This is a genomic window from Gimesia aquarii, from assembly GCF_007748175.1.
Lineage (GTDB): Bacteria > Planctomycetota > Planctomycetia > Planctomycetales > Planctomycetaceae > Gimesia > Gimesia aquarii_A.
The window spans coordinates 173328-189418 of record NZ_CP037422.1; the positions used below are offsets into that span (position 1 = coordinate 173328).

The following is a 16091-nucleotide window of genomic DNA, read 5'->3' on the forward strand; positions in this document are numbered from 1 at the left end:
CACAATATTATGAAAGGTCGTTCAGTAATTTGATTAAGGGCATAACAAGAGCAAAAATCAGCGTGCCTATGGTGAGCATGACACCTGCTAAAACAAGGGGCTTAAGTGCGAAAACGAGGGAACCTGTTTTCATATTTGCTTTCGCTTGAAAGATATTGCTACTGGCACGCAGGGAATCAATAAATATTTCGGGTTGATCTTGCCAGCGAAACAAATGCACAAAATTTTTATTGAAGTTCGGATTTTCTGAGGTTGCTTGAGTCAGGTTAGACCCATCTACTATTCGTTTTTTTAAAATTTGACAGCCTGCAATGAGATTAGGATCTCTAGTCGAATCCGCAGCTAATTCAATTGCTTTAGGTAGTTTGATGTTGGCTTCAATAATTGAGGCTAGCATACGACAAAATTGAGCAATTGAAGTATAGCTTAAAATGCTTCCAAATATGGGGATAAGGTTGAGTAGCCTTCTGCGTGTCGCTTGCAACTTGAGTAAATCAAAACTAAACCAGAATCCCAAAGCAAAAATGATAGGGTATACTACTATCGGGAAGCCAAATTGAGAAAAAACGTCAGATATGCTAAATGCTAAAATAGTGATGCCAGGGAGCTCGGTTCCAAAGTCCAAGAAAATGGATCTAAAACTGCCAACAACTGTTACGAGAAGAAAGTAAAAGATCAGAAAAGAACCAAAGACCAAAACGCTCGTATAAAAGAGAGATGTCAAAATTCTGTGTCGAGTTTGAGCCAGAAGCCTTTGGCTTTCGATATAGTCTTCAATAATGGATTCCAGTTTTCCGGTTTGTGCACCAACTCTGATAAGCGATTCTAAATTTTGAGGAACGTTTTTTAAATGTTGTTCAAAACTATCTTCCGGGGTTTTGCCATGCTCTAAATCTTCAGCAATTTTTTGTAACTCACGCGTAAGTTTTTTAGAAGGAGTTTCTTCTGCTAAAGTGCGTAAACTCGCTGAAAGTGGTATTCCATGTACTTGAAATGTCGAATCTCTAGCAACGAGATCAATAAATTCCGATTCAGTATTCCAGGCAGCTTTTCCATATTCGGAAAGGTGATTACTTTGAAAATTGATGATTTCCAAAGGTTCGCCTGCGACGGAAGTTTCTTCGATAGTCGATGATGTATCACTGGAACAGTGATCCACACGAATAATCTTAAGCCCTTGCTCCATGAGTTTTATGCGTGCAGATTCATCATTGACTGCTTCCAGGAAACCTCTCGTTTCCTGCCCATCATGGTCAATACAAACATAGGAATAACGGTTCATTATAGGGTAGGACTCCCTAACATTTTCAAAATTTCTACAAACGGTAGAAATACGATGATTGTATAGCAGGCGGTAATTCCTCCTGCGACAACGATCAACAATACAACAGGAATGATGTTTTTAAGCCAATCAATTCGATTTAAAATGCGGGTTCGATACACTCGCGAAATTTCGGACAGAATATTGGGGAGATGATTTTGGTAAGTTTTTTCCATGATCATCGTTTTGATAAAAACCGGAAAATGACGGCAAGATTGGATTCCTTCTTCAAGTGATACTCCTTGTCCCAGCAAATTGGTAAGTGATTTGGTGTCGGCTATGACTTTAGAACTCCCCGTTGATTCAGCAGCAAGCGTAAACGCTTCAGTAAGAGGTACATTATAAGAAAGAAGCAAGTTGGTCATTTCAGTAAAAGTAGAATAATTCATTTCCCGAATCAAATTCCGATAGCCGGGTATCCAGCCATAAGCGATTGTAGAAATTATTTTACCTCCCAAGGGGCGTTTCTGATCTCGAGGTACAAGAAACAGGGAGCGACTGGATTTCCAACAAAAGAGTAAAAAGCAAAACGCAAAAGGGATGATGAGATACCAGATTTGGTAGAATTCGAACAATCGATAGACAGATTGCAGTAAAGGAGTCGTTTCGAGTTGAAACATTTTGTGAACAGTAAGCAATTCTGGAAATATCACAAAGCACACGAAAAGTGAAAGCAAAAAGGCCATGATCAATACAAAGGCTGGGTATAACAACGCATTACCTATTTCCTGACGTAATTCGATTCGAGAACGAGAGAACGAAGTATAAGCTGTGAGTGCTTCTGGGAGACGTCCCATCCGTAGGCCTGACTTAATCAGTGATAGGTAGGCCAAAGGCAATTCCTTCGACTCTAATTCGATTGCTTCTTCAAGCGTGGATCCTTGTTCGGTTCTATTAATGAGTCGTTCAACGAAATCGCGAGAATCTTTTCTCAAATGTTTGGCTGCATTTCGTAAGCCTTCGTCTAAAGGAATTCCTGCATTAATCATTGCTGAAAGCTCATCATTCAAGTCTGAAAGACTTGCAGTTGATATTTTCTGGCGTGAAGAAATATCTGCTTTAGCCATTTGTGTGTTCCATGGATTTATCTATAAGATATCTGGGCGCATGGCCACTTTTTGTTGAAGTGAATGATTGGTTATTTTCTGTTTAACAACTTTAATTTAGGTATCGAGTGAGAGGCTAATATGGATGACTAGTAAAAAAATCCCCTGTTCTATGGTCTCAAATTAGACCGCTTATCATAGCCGTTTTGTTTAAAAGATCTAAAAGAATATCATTTTCGGAATTTCTACTTTCGATATGACCGCGGTATCATATCACGGTTATTTTATGGTGTTTAGCATGTTTGCACGATTACAGTTTACAGAATCAATGTTGCACATTACAAAAGAAAATCTTTTTCATAATCAATGGCGTTTTCATTCAAGTAAAAATTTCTTAAATAGAGTTTAATCTACAGTTAAGTTAGTGTTCTGTACTCTGATCTCAAAACGGGAAAGTTCCTTTTAATGGTTCGTACAAAAATAAAATCAGCTTTAAGCGCATCTCAGCCAGGAGAAACGATTAAGGTGTGCGGTTGGGTGCGAACTCGTCGTGATTCCAAGAGTGGTTTTTCATTTGTTGAATTAAACGATGGTAGCTGCATGGCCAATTTACAAATCGTGATTGACCAGAATGTTTCCGATTATGAGTCCACAATCAAAGATGTCACAACAGGTGCCAGCATCACTGTGAGTGGAAAAGTGAATGAATCACCTGGGCAAAAGCAACGGGTTGAATTACATGCAGAATCTTTTCAGTTGTATGGTACTGCAGACTCCGAATCTTACCCGCTACAGAAAAAAAGACACAGTTTTGAGTTTCTGAGAGATATTGCACATTTACGTCCTCGAACGAATACATTCGGAGCGATTACACGTGTTCGCAACGAAGTTGCTGCGGCAATTCACCGTTTTTTTCAGACGCGAGAATTTCTTTATATTCAAACTCCCATCATTACTACCAGTGATTGTGAGGGAGCTGGTGAGATGTTTCAGGTCACAACCTTGAATTTGGAACACCTCGCGCAAATTCAAACAAAGATTGATTTTTCACAGGACTTTTTTGGAAAGCCTGCATCATTAACGGTTAGTGGGCAATTAGAGGCTGAGATATTTGCCACATCGGTTGGAGAATGTTATACGTTCGGCCCCACATTTCGCGCAGAAAATTCAAATACATCCCGCCACTTAGCTGAATTTTGGATGGTTGAACCTGAAATGCCCTTCTACGATCTAAATGATAATATGGCTTTAGCAGAAAGCTTTGTCAGGACTGTGATTGGGGATGTTCTTGAAAACTGTTCAGAGGACATGGAATTCTTCAATCAGCGGATTGACAAAACGACCCTTGAGACATTGAGAAACATTACAGAAAATGAGTTCATACGCGTTCCTTATACAGAGGCGATTGAAATCGTTAAATCCAGTGGTAAGAAATTTGATTTTCCCATTGATTGGGGAAGCGACATGCAATCCGAACATGAGCGATTTTTAACTGAAGAACATTTTAAACAACCAGTCATTGTTTATAATTATCCAAGAACAATCAAACCGTTTTATATGAGATGTAATGACGATGACAAAACAGTATGTGCCATGGATGTGCTTGTTCCGGGGGTTGGTGAAATTATCGGTGGAAGCCAGCGTGAAGAACGTTATGATGTGCTGATTGATCGCATGAAAGAGGGGAAATTAAATCCGGATGATTATTGGTGGTACACTGACTTACGCAAATATGGAACTGTCCCTCATTCGGGATTTGGACTAGGGTTTGAACGTCTGATACAGTTAATTACATCGATGACTAATATTCGTGATTGCATACCATTTCCAAGAACTCCCAAAAATGCAGAGTTTTAATGAAAAGCAGAAATAGTATGACTCTTTGTCATGATTTCAATAAATAGCGTTTGAACCATTTCACAACAGCTTGATTCGCTCGGTTTTTATCTTCTCCTCGAAATCCATGAGCTGCATCTTTGATAATCAACAGCTCTGCTTTAACTTTTTGCTCATTAAATTGTTTCATGATTTTCTCGCTGTGACTAATTGGAACGAGTTTGTCCTGGTCTCCATGAATTAATAATGTTGGGGGATCATCTTGTGTTACATGTAGTACTGGAGAAAAATCATCTGCGAGGTCGGTATTAAACTGTAGAGCGGGAAAACGGTGATAATAAGGGGACTTCTCGTCAACAAATTCCCTTAAATCTGTAGGAGGATAGTATGCAACTACAGCAGCCACGCGATCGCTACTTCGCAATACCTCATCTTTTTCTTTCGGACTTCCTTCGTCAGAAGTTGTTCCTAGGACAAGTGATAAATGACCGCCGGCACTTCCACCCCAAACACCTAACCTATTAGGGTTCACCCCATAATCTTTAGCATGCAGTCGGATAAATCGGACACTCCGTCGAACATCTTTAACCACTTCTGGGATTACGAATTTGGGACTGCTTCCATGTCTGACAGAAAACACTGTAAACCCTTCATCAAGAAGTGGCTTAAACCTATCCAGCATGTCGTTTGGGTCAGTCCATCTAGAATACCAGCCTCCACTTACCATAAATAGAATACCTGCTCCATTAGCCTCCTTTGGTGGTTGAAAAACATCAAAAGTGAGTGCCATTCCGAACTTATGGCCATAGACGACGTCTGGAGTAATTTTCACATTTTCATTTGCAATAGAAGTTCGTGCTGATATCAAAATAGAAACAAGCATCATAACAGTGAAAACAAACCTCATAAGATATCTCCCAGATCGTGTAACGATTTTTTTCTTTCAACAAAACTATGCTATGAGTTAGTAATACCGGAGGGTGGGGTTGAGTAAACCTTGTTCAACCATAGGGTATTTCTGAATGAATAAGTTTACTACTTCATTCTGATACGATGTTATCAGAAAAATCAAGTACAAATTGATCATCAAGAAAGCTCTGTTGTCAACAAATCCCTGTGGCATTCCGTGATTTGACATGGTCATTCTTAATTCACGAAAAATTTTGAATCTAAGTATTTGGTGCAGCTAGTAAACTCAAATATGTAGTTTTTGTTTATCTTGACTGGAAGATGCCGACTACAAAGATACTATTTTGGCTTCTTGAGCTGGGTTTCGAAAATCAAAGCGATTGTAAGGGCAAGAGTTCGAATTAAAAATAAGTTCTGAGAAAATTTTCCAGCAAAAGGATACAGAAGAATTTTTTTAAATTCGACGCAGAACTGAATGGTGCTGAGTTTGAATCCATCTACAACAACCTCACTAATCACTATTGGACGAGAACAGAGATTTCGAACTCAGAAAATAATTAAGGCGGAACTGAATACGGTAATTAAACAGGCACGTCTTGGAAACATTCGTCCATTTGTCAAGCTTCAGTGGCCGACAGTTCATTTAGATGATTGGCAGTGGGATATTCTTGAGTCGTTATTTAATCCAACGATTCGTCGGGTATTTGTTAAAGGAAACACAGGCTGCGGAAAAGGAGCTGCCGCTGGGATTGCCTGTTGCATTTATTACCATATTTGGAATGATGCGAAAATAATCATTACGCGCGATTCCATGAAAATGGCACAGAAGATTGCCTTCGGTGAAGTCGATAAGTGGTGGCGTCAAATGTCATTTAAGCCTCCAGGAAATCTTTTAGTTTCGGGAGTGTATGATAACAAGCAACATTCTATTTCTCTGGCGAATCCAAAGCATATTGAAGGATTTCGTGGATCTCATTCACCACATGTCTTTTTTTGGTTTGATGAAGCGACAGCACCAAATCTTGAAGATAAATACAAGTTAGCAAATACCCAGGCGAAAAAATTTCTAGCACTCTCAAATCCATCTACACTAGCTGGTACGTTTCGGGATTCATTTCCAATCGAAAGTCCTGACAAAACGCAGACGATTGTTGATCAGTATGGTAAAACACGTTGCATAACAGTCAGCGGTTGGGATTGTACTAACGTAAAACAAAAGTGCCTTGAGCAACCGGTTTCACCGATAGGTGGAATCAAAATTGCGGGTACGTTCTATCCGCACGGTGCTCCAATTTCGAAAGAACATTTTAATCAATGCCAGCAAATTATTCCGGGACAGACATGCTACGATGAATTCATAGCATTACTAAACGATGCTGATCCACTGATTCGGAATGTTTATGCACTTGGTAAGTTTCCTGATCAGGATCCCAATAGGCAGATTATTATACCAGATTGGCTCGTCGCACCTACAAAATTATGGAATCGCTGGCATCATCTATGGATACGTGCTAATCGGGATCGACATGAGTCAGCATTGAAATTATTGGAGCGTATCTTACCTGTGGAAGGATTTGGTCTCGATGTAGCAGCTTCGAAATATGGAGATACTTCAGTATTGGCTGTAGGGGGGCGTAATGGAATTCGCGCAATACATGAATGTCAGTTTTCTGATACTCAGCAAACTATGTGGTGGGTTTTAGAGACTGCATTTTCTTACGGAATCGATTTGAAGCAAGGGCATGTTCCCATTGCCATAGACTGGGGAGGCGGATATGGCAATGCTGTCGGAGATCCATTAAAGAGGCTTAATGTGCATGTGATCGAAGTTCACGGAAATGCAACAAGTGCTCTTGATCCGCAAAAATATGCAAATAAACGGGCAGAACTCTATGGTGAAACTGGAAGACGTCTTGACCCAGCGGGTGACTTTCGCATGATCCCGTTTAGTTTACCGGATATCCAAACTTTACGAGCAGAGCTAATTGCTCCAATAAAAATATATTCAGGCCATGATGGAGAAAAATACTACATTACTCCCAAGGATCGCCGTGGGGCTGATGAAAATTATATGGGAAAAACCTTGCGTGAGATATTAGGGAGATCACCGGATCGCGCCGATGCAGTCGTATACTGCTTATACGCTTTGAGAGATCAGCGACGGCGTCGATTGATTGTTGCATAATAATGTTATTTGAGACTCAAGATCAATCAACATATTTCGATGGAATAGGAATGACCAAATCATGTGGAACCCTTTTCGGCAGCTCGCCACGCTTTTTAAATCCAATCGTTTTGCTGTAGCACTTCAAACGGCTCTTGGGTCAGGACAACCTGGATCATGGAGTACTGACCATCGTCAGGAATCAGAACAATTTATCGGTTGGACTTTCGTCGCAATTAAAGCGATTTGTCTTCAGGCAATGCAAGCATCTGTCTTTGTTTATGATGATTCGTTAAACGGGTCAAAACAAAAAAGAATGAAACAACGAGCTCAAAAGGAATTTGAATATATTCAAATAAAGAGTTTATATGCAGGAGAAAACGGAGACTCAATTCCACTACCAAACAATCATAGTTTATGTTCGATCTTAAAACGCCCTAACCCAACTCAATCGGGAGCATCTTTTCGTTATGAGCGTGTTTTACAGTTACAGCTTACAGGTACAAGTATCGTATGGAATGTGCCTAATAAATTTGGTAAAACCGTCCAACGATATGTGATTCCCACAGCCATTGCTTCACCGGTTTCTCCAACTGAGGATTTGCCAGAAGGAGGATATAAAATACAACCTTCCTCATTGCGTTACAATCATGCAGCTCATGGTGGCAAGTTTTTAGGATCTGGAACTCTTCACCAGATCGCTGGAAAAATTATTCCTCTTGCACAGTTACAAATTACTCGCTGGCCACATCCTGTTTACAAGGACGATGGTCAATCTCCTGTAAGTGCTGGTGCTAAATGGATTGATTCAGCAAATCAAATTGATGCAGCTCGCTGGTCCCAGATGAGTAATGGGGCTGATCCTTCAATTGTTGTTACATGTGGTAAAGAAATGAATCCAACTCGAGAGGAACTCGAAGCAGCAGCTGCTATGTTTGAGCAAAAATATGGTGGTACTGAAAATACTGGTAAAGCGATATTTACAACAGGCGAACAGGTCGTTTCATTGACAGCAACTCCCAAAGACATGGATTATAATGAGTCGTTTCTTCAATTCAGAGATGCTATCCTTGCTTTACATGGTGTACCAGGGATAGCCGCTGGTATTTCAGATGGAGGAAGTTATGCCGCTTTTTATGCTAGTTTAAAGCAATTTATTTCCCTTACCGTACAGCCAATTCTGGACCTGTTAGCGGAAGACGATACAGAGCATTTAGCCCCCCAATTTGGTGAGAATTTGACGATTGAAATAGAAGCAGCTCACATAGATGATCCTGATATACTCGAAAAGCGTCTGGCAACAGATATACGCGCACAAATAATAAAAGTGGATGAATTACGCGCGATTAGAGGATTACCTCCTCTAGGATCGGAACGAGGAGGAGATCAATTAGTAATGCAAGAATCAAAACAACCGATTTCCTCTGAGGAACAGGAATCAAATGGCTCCAGTCTTCCTACTTTACCAGCAAGTAAAGCTTTTGAAAATTCATCGAAGCTGCAATCGCTAAATCGTTTTGTCAGGTGCTCACACAAATAAAACTTTTCATGTTCGAGTTGGACTTTTTTCAGCACAGGCAATCAAATAACTTACGAGACAACCACTTGCAATGTTCACCGTGACTGCTGCAGTGGGAATCCATTGAAAACTAATTGGGTCTAAGTCATTCGAATTAAAATTGGGAACAAAAATTGGTCCAGAAAAAGCAATCAAAACAGCGGTTGTCGTTCCAAGTATTGCACCTATCAGAACGCCCATCGGTCTGGCAAAGGGAATGAATAGAGCAAAAAAGAATAAACAGAAGATTGGGGTTGTTAACAAATTTGCTGTTTTATTTGTGACAGCAGTAATATTTCCTGGTATTTCTCCCATTACTGAACTTGCTAGCACAACGAACGCTCCTATACCTAATGCAAGAAATCTTGCAGTAAGAACATGCCCTTTTTCTGTTTTGGGTGTTCGACCAAAACGGTCTAGAAAGTCTGTCATTACAACAGCGGTAATTGAGTTAACTCCAGAATCAATGCTTGACATAGCGGCCGCAAACATGGCAGACACGACGCAGCCAGAAACTCCTACCGGGAGATGATATGCAATAAAATGTGGAAAGAATTTATCGGCGTCTTTTTTAAGGTCTATGCCCGCTGGGATCTCATGAGGAAATTCTTTGAAATATCCTAATAATGCAAATCCAACTAGTGCTAATGTGATTGATACAACTACCGACACAATTAACTGAATCGCTAATGACTTTCGAGCTGTTTTTGCATCTTTCGTAGACATAAATCGTTGTACAGAAACCTGGTCCCCGCATGAAGTAGCTATATACCAGATTAAAACAGACATAAACGTACCGACATAGGTAATACGGGTTGATGGATCAAAACTAATAAAAGGTTGTGTATCCCAATTCGTATCCCACTCTGTCGGAAACCAGCTAATACCACCCAAGTGGTAAGATATCGTTGCAATTACTAACCATGCACCTCCAAATAAGAGAATCGTCTGGATTACATCGGTGATTACCACGGCCCGTATCCCACCTAAAGATGTATAAATGATGGCAACAGAACCCGTTCCTAATACGATGAACGGGATCCATTCTTCGCCCACGTTAAGCATAGTGGTAATTGCACTAGCAGTTAAATAGACTAATAGTGACATCCATACTAAACGAAGGCAAATGAACATAATCGCTCCGAGCAGGCGAATACCCAATCCCAATTTTTCTTCCAGAAGTTCGTAGGCGCTTGTTACACGCTGTTTCATATAAACTGGCAACATTACAAATCCTACGATGATAAAGATGAAGGGCATAGCTAAATCTTTGACTAGATACACTGGCCCTTTACCGAGGATTTCTCCAGGAGTAGAGAGATACGTTATTGTGCTGAGTAGTGTGGCGAATAAAGAGACACCAATCAAAACCGGGTTCATTTGGCCGCTTCCTACGAAATATTCGGAAGTGTCATTTTGACCTCTACTAAAATGCCATCCCAAAAAAATCGTTGAGACTGCGTAAAATGCAATGATGATCCAATCTATGTAATGCAATCCTTTATTCAGGGTGAGAGGTTCAGGATGAAGTGAGGGTGATGATTCCGCCGCTGACAGAGGAGTAAGTAAAAAAAGAAAGACTAACAGAGAAAAATAGAATAGTATCGATTTCAAAATACTGTTTCCTGCTTTGTTTTCATCAATAGAGACATATGCCGGTGTTTATGACTGAAAGTTACATCCAGTATGCTCGCTTCAGATCATGATTTCAATTCTGTTGTTCCAAAGTTAGAGAAAACAAAATCATTCATGTTCAACATAACTATAATATGATCAAGATTCTTGTTTGAAGTGCTTTGATTTCTAGTAAGGCAATTATCTAGGAACGTGTTGTGATCTCGAATTTTTTGGAAAAAGTAAATCGAACTCAATTTTATATAATGTGTCATTCACAATGAATCAAAGTCTGTGATAAGTCCAAGCTCGATCATATGATTAGATGGTCAAAGTAAATGTCCGTTCCATTCGAGATTTGAAAGATTGTAAATATCATGCCGATGAATAGTAAAATTCGCTTCAGTAAAAAAAGGGCATGGAGTCACGACTTACCGATCAGTTTTCTGATGCAACAAGGCGTAGAAAATCCAGGCGTCCTATCCTTAGCCGCTGGACTAGTTGATCAGAATAGTCTACCGGTTGAACTGACCAAAAAATCGTTCGATCACCTTTTTTCCAATCCAAAGACTGCTAGAGCAGCATTGCAGTATGGCACTACTGCCGGCTCGTTATCATTAAGGTCCCTGCTACTTTCACATGTATCTAATTTAGAGGAAAAGTCAGCCAGAGAATTAGGTATGACGGTTGACAATATTATCGTAACGACTGGTTCTCAGCAGTATTTATCACTGCTTGGTGAAGTACTACTTGATCCAGGTGATATTTGTCTGGTTGCTGCTCCTACATATTTTGTATTTTTAGGAGTCTTACAAGGATTAGGTGCAAGAATTGTATCAATTGAAACTGATGAATTTGGAATGCGTATGGATTCACTTGAATCGACCCTCGGCATACTAGAGTCTCAAGGGCAATTAGAGAAAGTTAAGATGATCTATCTGGTGAGTGATTATGAAAATCCATCTGGTATTTCGCTTTCTCAAGATCGTCGCGGACAGGTTGTAGAAATCGCGCAATCATGGTCAAAGCAACAGAAAATTTTCATCTTAGAAGACTTGGCTTACCGTGAACTTTGTTATGACGGACCTGTAGTACCCAGCATCAGAAGTTTTGATTCCACTGGTGAAACAGTAATTCTGACTCAAACATTTTCCAAAAGTTTTTCTCCAGGGTTAAGAGTTGGGTTTGGGGTTGCTCCAAAAGAAGTCTGTGCCGCGATTTGTGATAAAAAAGGAAACGATGATTTTGGTTCTACGAATATGAGTCAACAAGTTCTTGCTACTGCCTTGCGCGAAAATTTTTACTACGAGCACGTGAAACATTTAAGAGAAGTATACCGTGAGAAAAGGAATTACATGTTAGAGGCTGCTGACACATATTTCTCGAACATACCAGGCGTTCGTTGGGTTCATCCTAATGGAGGACTGTATGTTTGGATGACATTGCCAAACAATATCGAAACAGGCTTTGCTAGCCCCTTGTTTCAAAAAGCAATTCACGAGGATAAAGTTATGTATGTGCCGGGAGAATTGTGTTACGCAACCGATCAAAAACTGGACTTTGATAAGCAGCCTCCCATTCAAAAAAATCATATGCGTCTTACATTTGGTGTACAAAACCACGAAGGAATTCAAGAAGGAATGAAGAGACTGGCAAAGGCGGTTAAATCTTTCATTTAATAAAGGTTAGATCGATATGTGTCAGACCCAACATATAGAATGCTTCGTATTTGAAGAATCGATTAAAGAGAGTTTGGCGATTGTGACGATAGGGCAGGTAGGGTTTGGTGGTACGATTTTCCAATAAAGAAAGGCTGATTTCTGGTCGCCGATCTAAGTTTTAAATCGCCAAACAATAACGACTGTCTTCCCTCTCATAGTAAGAATCGTAATGGGCATTTGTGATTCGTGCCATTCAGGATGTTGCCGATCATTCGCAGTTCCTATTTCTGGTGCAGACATTCATCGATTTACTCATCATCAGAATAAGTCTTTCTGGGACTTTGCCTGTAGGTGGGAAGATTCAGAGGGACTAATTTCTAGAAATCTTGCGCCACATTTCTTCTTTGCAGACGATCCTACAATTCCTTTCGTGGTCTGTTTAAAGCATGTTCCCAGTCACTCATTCCCAGGAACTACAAAGTGCCGTTTTCTAATGGAGTGTCTTCCAGATGAAGAATACCCCAAAGGGCTGGGACGTTGTAGTATTTATGGCGATCGTCCGCATACTTGTCGCAGTTTTCCTGCAAAACTAAACGATTCGAATGAGCTGGCAATTCTTTACGAGATTCCAAGTAATGGACGCGATGGTGAACCAGCTTACGACTTATGTCCGCGACAGTGGAGTGCTTCAGATTTAGAACCGAATGATACAATTCAGAGTTTAGTAATCGCTCAATATGAAATGACTTTCTTTAAAAAAATTGCAGCGATTTGGAATCAAGATCCGGGGGAATGGAATAATTTCCCAGAGTTTATTGACATCATCTATTCAAATCGAATTTCTTCAGAATCAAAAAATCACTCTGAGCCGATTCCACATGAAATCGAAGAAAAAGAACCACATACGGATCAGGACTCTGGAAAATTTCGCAAAGCGGCTTAATCAAGGGGCCAATAGAGAAATTCAATTCTATTCTTGTAGTTATGAATTACAGCATTGTGCTAAAAAAGCTTGATTTAGACGTATTGTTTCTTATCGATTCCTATTGAGTTTTCTGATTCAAAGTTTGATAGGTAGGGTATGAAAATTCTATTTCAGACTTGGTGACAATCTATTGCAATGTAAAGTACAATAGATAAATTGCCACATTCCTGATAATACTTGCTTACAAGAGTATTAAATTTCTAAATAAGTCTTTCAGACTTGAAATCCCAGAAATCCATTTTCTTACGATACGCTTTATCATACCGCTACTCCGAGGGCTTTCTGAGATTCAGGCATATGAGTCTGGGATTTCTAGCTCACTCTTTAGATTATATGGTCTAATAAATCAATTCCTGAATTATGTGCATGCTATGCTTTCATTGCCACTAAGTGGCCGATGCTTGATGATGAAAAAATCTGCAGTACTTCAAGTATTAAAACGTAGAAAATAATTTCCAATCAGCTTGACCTGTATGTGCCGAATCTTAAAACACTGCCCTGTCACAAACATTAAATGTTTCCTTCAGGGGTAAAAAGTGAAAACAAAAACAACAGATTCGCTTCAGGACATTCTCAAAAACCGAACAAAAAAATTCGGTACTTTTTCTAGAGTTGCTGAAAAGTCGTCTGATCTTTCTTTGACATGCCAGTCACAACCGATGATTGATGAACGGTTAATGTCTGCACGTGCAACCATCAATACCTCACGAGAGGATCGTGAAGGTGATATTATCGTACCAAAGGGAGTACACCTCGAAAATTTCAGTAAAAATCCAGTTGTGCTTTGGGAACATGGTTTGGGAGAGATAACTCGTCCCATTGCCAAATGCCAGCATCCTGATGGAAAAATAGCTTTGACAGTTGAAGAGGATCAGATTACAGCAACGTCCTACTTTACTGATAAAAGCTTAGAGTCTTTACAGATTTTTCATCTCATTGCTGAAGGGCTAGTTAGGGCAACATCAGTTCGCGCTGTTCCAATTAAATCATTCACCAGAAAAACATCGAATGATGGAATCGGAATTGTACTTGAAGAATGGGAATTGATTGAGTGGTCTTGGGGGGCGCTGGGTGTAAATCCTGATGCGATTGCACGAACTCTAAATCAAGGGACAATTGAAGGGAAAAAAATTTCGGACACACTTCTAAAATCTCTCAAAGCTGTCCTTCCTCCGACGAAATCTCTGACAATACCGGGGTGGACACACTCTGATAATGATTCACTTCAAGAAACTCGTGAAGTAGGGATAAAAGAAGATCAACAGATAGATCAAGTTAGTCCTAACAAAAATTCCATTCTTAAGACTAAAGACACAAACGCGGTACCTTTTGATTCAAATGATTTTATTCGTTTAGAAAAGCTATCTCAAGCAAGAAATTTAACTCTTCCTCAGCGCCAAATTTTGACTGACATTTTAAAGCAGTTAAATCCAATTCCGTGCAGTCAATTCTCTCACGATGAAAAAATGCTCGAACAAAATGTTGAAAAACTTACGCATGCCGTAGAGGAACTTCAACAGAAGATATCTGATCTACTACCTGCTTGAATGAAAATCATTACGGGTTATTCTCAGAGCTCTAACTAGAAAATTCCAAAGTCGCTGGACAAATCGTAGGTCTATCGAAATATCAAGTTCTATTTTTAGAAAGAATATTTTATGTCTGAGTTACTAGAAGAGAAAGTAAAGTCTTTGTCATCAAACATCGAAGATTTAGTGAAAAGTGTCGACCAGTTAAACAGCCCTGATATGAGTGGAATTCATCATGATACACAGGGCAGACTTACCAGTTACTGGGAAGCCGAAGATAATCACACACCTCAATTTTTATTAAGTAAATCCCACGTTAAAAACTTCCGAACTTTTCCAACTGGGTATAAGCCTTTTTCTCAATTCAACTCTTTTGGAGAATTTATTCGTTGTGGTTTTAAGGACCGAAGTGAAGTGATTGCGAAGACAAAAAAATCTTGGGGCATGTGTAAGGCGATTCAAGGTATGTCAGAAATTGTAGGCGCTGATGGAGGTATCTCTGTTTTACCAGAATTTCATCAGGAGATATTGACTCGCATCTATCAGAATGACATTTTCAGCCGGACAGACCATTATCAAGTGGCTGGGAATAATATGACATTCCCGACTGATTCTGAAACCAGTCGTGCCAATGGATCACGCGCTGGCGGTTTACGTGCTTATTGGGTTGGAGAAGGTGATCCACTAACAGGAAATTCACCGAAACTAGGCGAAGCGACACTAAAACTACATAAATTAGCAGTGTTAGTTTATTTGACTGAAGAATTAATAAATGACAATGGAATGGCACTCGAATCCTATGTCAATAAAAAAGTGACTGAAGAAATAGAGTTTACTTTGGGTGAGTCGATCTTTAATGGAAACGGAGTGGGGAAACCTTTAGGGGTTATGCAGTCAGCGGCACGTGTAACAGTTCCAAAAGAAGCAGGCCAAGCAGCCAATACGATTGTAGCTGAAAATGTCCTGAATATGTGGAGTAGACTAAAAGCTTCTTCGAGACTAAATGCAGCCTGGTTTATTAACCAGGACACAGAACCGCAACTTCATCAAATGAGTTTGGGAGTATCTACAGCTGGTGGGCAATTAGTTTATATGCCACCAACAGGTTTGTCAGGTGCTCCCTATGCAACTTTGATGGGGCGTCCAGTGATTCCAACGGAATTTAACGAAACATTAGGGACAGAAGGTGATATTCTACTAGCTAGTCTCGATGATTATATCACTATCAGTAAGGGGGGAATCGAACAGGCAGAGTCAATGCATGTAGAGTTTCTTACTGATCAGTTAGCTTTACGTTTCATCATGCGTATTGATGGAAAACCTTGGGAAACTCAACCAATAACACCTTATAAAGGCACTGCCACTCAGTCTAGTTTTGTCACTCTGGCTACCCGTGCATAGTGACCAATAGCGGAGAGCAGCTATTCGCGCTTTATTTTTTCTTCCCAGAAGTTTAACTCAAAAATGA

At 39.9% G+C, this 16091-nt stretch carries 11 protein-coding genes; 7 read left to right on the forward strand and 4 right to left on the reverse strand.

All coding sequences use genetic code 11. The features are described 5' to 3' along the window. Window positions 1–7 precede the first annotated feature (7 nt). Window positions 8–1282: a type II secretion system F family protein gene (locus V202x_RS00735; RefSeq protein ID WP_145170288.1), complete on the reverse strand. Its 1275-nt coding sequence runs from the start codon at window positions 1280–1282 to the stop codon at window positions 8–10. Continuing rightward, on the reverse strand, window positions 1282–2388 hold the full coding sequence (locus V202x_RS00740; RefSeq protein WP_145170290.1) for a type II secretion system F family protein: 1107 nt from the start codon (window positions 2386–2388) through the stop codon (window positions 1282–1284). The genes V202x_RS00735 and V202x_RS00740 overlap by 1 nt, the downstream gene beginning before the upstream one ends. A 444-nt stretch (window positions 2389–2832) precedes the next feature. Here V202x_RS00740 and asnS point away from each other — a divergent pair, with 444 nt between their 5' ends. Then, window positions 2833–4224: an asparagine--tRNA ligase gene (asnS, locus tag V202x_RS00745; RefSeq protein ID WP_145170292.1), complete on the forward strand. Its 1392-nt coding sequence runs from the start codon at window positions 2833–2835 to the stop codon at window positions 4222–4224. Window positions 4225–4252: 28 nt separating this feature from the next. Here the strand turns inward: asnS and V202x_RS00750 are convergent, their stop codons facing one another. Next, on the reverse strand, window positions 4253–5110 hold the full coding sequence (locus V202x_RS00750) for an alpha/beta hydrolase (protein ID WP_145170294.1): 858 nt from the start codon (window positions 5108–5110) through the stop codon (window positions 4253–4255). Between the two features lie 489 nt (window positions 5111–5599). On the opposite strand from V202x_RS00750, the gene V202x_RS00755 reads away from it, so the two are divergent. Together V202x_RS00755 and V202x_RS00760 are read left to right on the forward strand one after the other, a co-directional pair. Beyond that, the gene (locus V202x_RS00755) at window positions 5600–7297 is read left to right on the forward strand and encodes a hypothetical protein (protein WP_145170296.1); all 1698 of its coding nucleotides are present in this window, start codon (window positions 5600–5602) and stop codon (window positions 7295–7297) included. Window positions 7298–7358: 61 nt separating this feature from the next. After that, complete coding sequence (locus tag V202x_RS00760) at window positions 7359–8816, forward strand: phage portal protein (protein WP_145170298.1); 1458 nt, start codon at window positions 7359–7361, stop codon at window positions 8814–8816. A 6-nt stretch (window positions 8817–8822) separates the two neighbouring features. Here V202x_RS00760 and V202x_RS00765 read toward each other — a convergent pair whose 3' ends face one another. Continuing rightward, entirely contained in the window at window positions 8823–10448 is a 1626-nt protein-coding gene (locus V202x_RS00765; RefSeq protein ID WP_232098751.1) for a sodium:solute symporter family transporter, read from the reverse strand. 377 nt (window positions 10449–10825) lie between these two features. Here V202x_RS00765 and V202x_RS00770 point away from each other — a divergent pair, with 377 nt between their 5' ends. From V202x_RS00770 to V202x_RS00785, 4 genes are all read left to right on the forward strand, one after another. Then, complete coding sequence (locus V202x_RS00770; protein ID WP_145170300.1) at window positions 10826–12127, forward strand: PLP-dependent aminotransferase family protein; 1302 nt, start codon at window positions 10826–10828, stop codon at window positions 12125–12127. 211 nt (window positions 12128–12338) lie between these two features. Beyond that, window positions 12339–13052: a YkgJ family cysteine cluster protein gene (locus V202x_RS00775; protein ID WP_145170302.1), complete on the forward strand. Its 714-nt coding sequence runs from the start codon at window positions 12339–12341 to the stop codon at window positions 13050–13052. Between the two features lie 578 nt (window positions 13053–13630). After that, window positions 13631–14641 carry a hypothetical protein gene (locus V202x_RS00780; RefSeq protein WP_145170304.1) on the forward strand — a complete coding sequence of 337 codons (1011 nt, stop codon included), beginning with the start codon at window positions 13631–13633 and terminating at the stop codon, window positions 14639–14641. A 111-nt stretch (window positions 14642–14752) separates the two neighbouring features. After that, the gene (locus tag V202x_RS00785) at window positions 14753–16024 is read left to right on the forward strand and encodes a phage major capsid protein (RefSeq protein WP_145170306.1); all 1272 of its coding nucleotides are present in this window, start codon (window positions 14753–14755) and stop codon (window positions 16022–16024) included. The last annotated feature ends 67 nt before the right edge of the window (window positions 16025–16091 follow it).